The following is a 3,339-nucleotide window of genomic DNA, read 5'->3' on the forward strand; positions in this document are numbered from 1 at the left end:
CCCCGATTGACTTTTCACCGATTGGCCTTTTGGGAGGCACGCAAAACGCACGCAACCAGCCCTTGCAGCCATTGGATTTTCTTGTTGCAGTAACGGCAATTTCACGACTTGAATTTCTTTGGTCCGACTCGCTGGATCCTGAGCAGCGGCAACACACCCACCGATAGGGGAACACTGGCAGCAGTTGCACTTGCTCAATGCTCACCACCGGCTCAATCACCACCGAGACCTTCAGCGCCGCCCTCCTGGGGCTGGAAGACCTCAGCCTGCGCATAACAGCAGCGGCCTTGCATGTAGCTGCTAGATCACTCCCACCCCGGAGCCCCTCGGTCTGAGCCGACTCGTTGGCAGCGACAGACTGGCAGCAAAAGCTTCATTCAGCTGAGGAGCTGAATCAATGTATGTTCCAGCTACTGAAATCAGGTCGGCAGTTGCCAACGGGCCTCGAGCCGCTTGAACAACAAGGAGGCCGTTGTAGTCATCAACAGGTAGACGAGAGCCACGGCGATGTAGACCTCAAATGCCCTGTAGCTTGTGGCCACAATTAATTGCCCTTGGCGGAACAATTCATCAAAACCAATCACAGCCGCAAGGCTGGTGTCTTTGATCAAGGTGATGAATTCGTTGGCCAGTGGTGGCAATACACGACGCAGAGCCTGCGGAGCAATCACAAACCGCATCCGCTCAATCGGGCTAAGAGCAAGCGCGTCGGCCGCCTCCCACTGACCGCGGTCAATCGACTCAATCCCACTGCGCAATGTTTCAGCAAGGTAAGCCGCCACGTTGAGACTTAGGGCCGCGACTGCAGCAGCCAAGCGATTGATGCTGAATGGAAGCTCCAGGCTTTGAATGAGTGCCGGTAAGCCGAAATAGATCAGAAACAGCTGCACCAGCATCGGGGTGCCCCGGAAGAAGTCAATATAAATTCGGCAAGCCAAATGAGCGAAACGCCATGAGGTTTGCAGTAGCACTGCCAGCGCTGTGCCTCCGATCAGTCCAAAGCTGAACGAGAGTGCTGTGAGCATCAGGGTGATAGCAGCTCCTTTGAGCAGGTTGGCGAATAACACCTTCAGATCAAACCCAGCGAGAGGCGAGCTAGCCACCTTTAGAGCCGGCGCCTGCTCAGGCAAGTTAGGCGGCTCAGCTGCAAACCACTGGCGATAAAGCTCGCCATAGCGACCGCTCTTGATCAAGGCATCTAGCCCCTGACTCACCGCCCCTGTGATCGGTGAGTTAGTGGGGAGGGCAATGCCGTAGTACTCCGTGCTGAGATGTTCGCCTGAGATATGTAGCCCCGTCAGCTTGGCCTGATCGATTGCATAAAGAATCGCCGGCACATCGCTGACAACCGCATCGGCATTTCCATTGGCAAGCTCCAGCAAAGCTAGAGGCGTGGAGTCGAAGCTACTGACGCGGGCAGAGGGAATCTTGCCGGCCTCAATTGCTCCGGTGGTACCGATCTGAACGGCGATGCGCCGCCCCTTCAGCTCAGCCAGCGACTTAAAGTTTGTTTCACCATCACGCACCACAAATGCCTGACCGGCCTTGAAGTAGGGCCGACTGAAATCAATGGCCCGCGCCCTCTCGGGAGTGATCGTCATCGCGCTGATGGCCATATCTACGCTGCGAGCCTGGAGCGCTGGAATCAACCCATCGAAGGGTAGTGGCACCCATTCGATCGGATGGCCAGCCTGCTCGCCGATCGCCTCCATCAGCTCAATGTCGAAGCCGCTGATCTGGTTTGTTGCGGTATTCCGGAATTCAAACGGGGGGAACGTTGGATCCGTGCCTACACGCCATGGCCCAGCTGGAGTAGCCCAGCTGATGTTGTGAAATCCAACAGCGAGCAAGCCAACAACAAGTGCAGCCAGCAGCAGCCTGCCAACAGATCGTTTCAACAGATTGTGGTGTGGCCGATGGGCCATAACGTGGTTAAGTCCGCGAGCACCCATGATGAACGCATCTGCCGCAGAACCAAGGCTGCAGTGCCATGATCTGCATAAAAGCTACGGCGAGCTGAAGGTCCTGCGGGGAGTAAGCATCACCGTGAATGCCGGTGATGTGGTGTCGATCATCGGCCCCTCAGGTTGCGGAAAAAGCACGTTCCTGCGCTGCCTGAACCGGCTTGAAAGCTTTGAGTATGGGCGCCTGGAGGTGCTCGGGCAGGATATTCCTGGCGTATCTGCGGACTGGCGCCAGTTAAGGAAGTTACGCCTGAGTGTGGGCATGGTTTTTCAGCAGTTCAACCTGTTTCCTCATCTCACTGTTCATGAAAATCTCCTCCTCGCACCTCGGCGTGTGCTGGGACTTCCCATGGACGATTGCCAGCGGCGGGCCCGCCATCATCTGGAACAGGTCGGATTGGGGCATCGCGGCGACGCTTATCCCAGCCAACTCTCTGGTGGCCAGAAACAAAGGGTTGCTATTGCCCGGAGCCTCTGCATGGATCCAGCTGTGATGCTGTTTGACGAACCCACAAGTGCACTCGACCCAGAACTTGTGGGCGAAGTCCTACAGGTGATGCGCTTGCTGGCTCAAACCGGTATGACCATGCTTGTTGTCACCCATGAAATGCGATTTGCACGCGACGTATCAAACCACGTACTGTTTTTCAACAACGGTCTGATTGAGGAGCAGGGGAACCCACAAATAATATTCGGTGCTCCCCATAGTGAACGACTACGAAGCTTCCTGAATCGACAGGAATGACGGAAAGGGTTGTCCAGCGCGTGGTAGCCATAGCACTGTTATTGGGATGGCTGGATCCGCTTGCTCATCAAGCTCGCTCCGAAAACGATCCCCTCCAATCAAGGATTGAGGCCTTAAGCCTCACAACAGAAGAACTGAAGTCCGAAGAATTTTCCCCAACATCCGTCCTTAGGGGCCAGGCAAGCCTGGTGGTCGGCGGCAATCGGTTCGAAGGCATCCTCTGCAGTCGCTACTTCGCTGTAATTTATAAAAAGTCGCTCTGGTACCTGCGGCAGCTGGCGACCGCCAGATGGCATGCCAGACAGTCATTAGGATTACATGTAGAAGATAGGGATTAAATAATCTTTCAGCAAAACTGCTGCACAATCTTCAACCTATATCCAAATAAACCCAACCAAGGCGCAGTAGCAGACCTAGGCGCGATGGACAATCAGCGCATAGTAACCGCATAGCGACTATTCACGGCTTTCCAATTCACCACATTCCACCAGGTACTTATATATTCAGGGCGGCGATTTTGGTAGTTGAGGTAATAGGCATGCTCCCACACATCCAACGCCAAAATAGGAGTTCCCCGCTCAATATCAGGTAGATCCATGAGCGGATTGTCCTGGTTAGGGGTGCTGGTGA

The 3,339-nt window shown here is 54.9% G+C and carries 4 protein-coding genes; 2 read left to right on the plus strand and 2 right to left on the minus strand.

The genetic code is table 11. The features are described 5' to 3' along the window. Positions 1-419: 419 nt before the first annotated feature. Complete coding sequence (locus AC2JC8_RS09820; RefSeq protein ID WP_484594650.1) at positions 420-1,898, minus strand: ABC transporter permease subunit; 1,479 nt, start codon at positions 1,896-1,898, stop codon at positions 420-422. 52 nt (positions 1,899-1,950) lie between these two features. Here AC2JC8_RS09820 and AC2JC8_RS09825 point away from each other — a divergent pair, with 52 nt between their 5' ends. Together AC2JC8_RS09825 and AC2JC8_RS09830 are read left to right on the plus strand one after the other, a co-directional pair. Beyond that, the gene (locus AC2JC8_RS09825) at positions 1,951-2,709 is read left to right on the plus strand and encodes an amino acid ABC transporter ATP-binding protein (RefSeq protein ID WP_484594651.1); all 759 of its coding nucleotides are present in this window, start codon (positions 1,951-1,953) and stop codon (positions 2,707-2,709) included. Next, complete coding sequence (locus AC2JC8_RS09830; protein WP_484401852.1) at positions 2,706-3,047, plus strand: hypothetical protein; 342 nt, start codon at positions 2,706-2,708, stop codon at positions 3,045-3,047. Before AC2JC8_RS09825 ends, AC2JC8_RS09830 begins: the two co-directional genes overlap by 4 nt. A gap of 92 nt (positions 3,048-3,139) precedes the next feature. Here the strand turns inward: AC2JC8_RS09830 and AC2JC8_RS09835 are convergent. Further along, on the minus strand, positions 3,140-3,339 hold a 200-nt coding region (locus tag AC2JC8_RS09835), incomplete at its 5' end, for a superoxide dismutase (protein WP_484594652.1).

Source organism: Synechococcus sp. (genome assembly GCF_982614295.1).

Bases quoted from the DNA above. Each gene is read 5' to 3' on its own strand.
- AC2JC8_RS09825 (WP_484594651.1), top strand. From the start codon at position 1,951: ATGATGAACGCATCTGCCGCAGAACCAAGGCTGCAGTGCCATGATCTG.
- AC2JC8_RS09830 (WP_484401852.1), top strand. From the start codon at position 2,706: ATGACGGAAAGGGTTGTCCAGCGCGTGGTAGCCATAGCACTGTTATTG.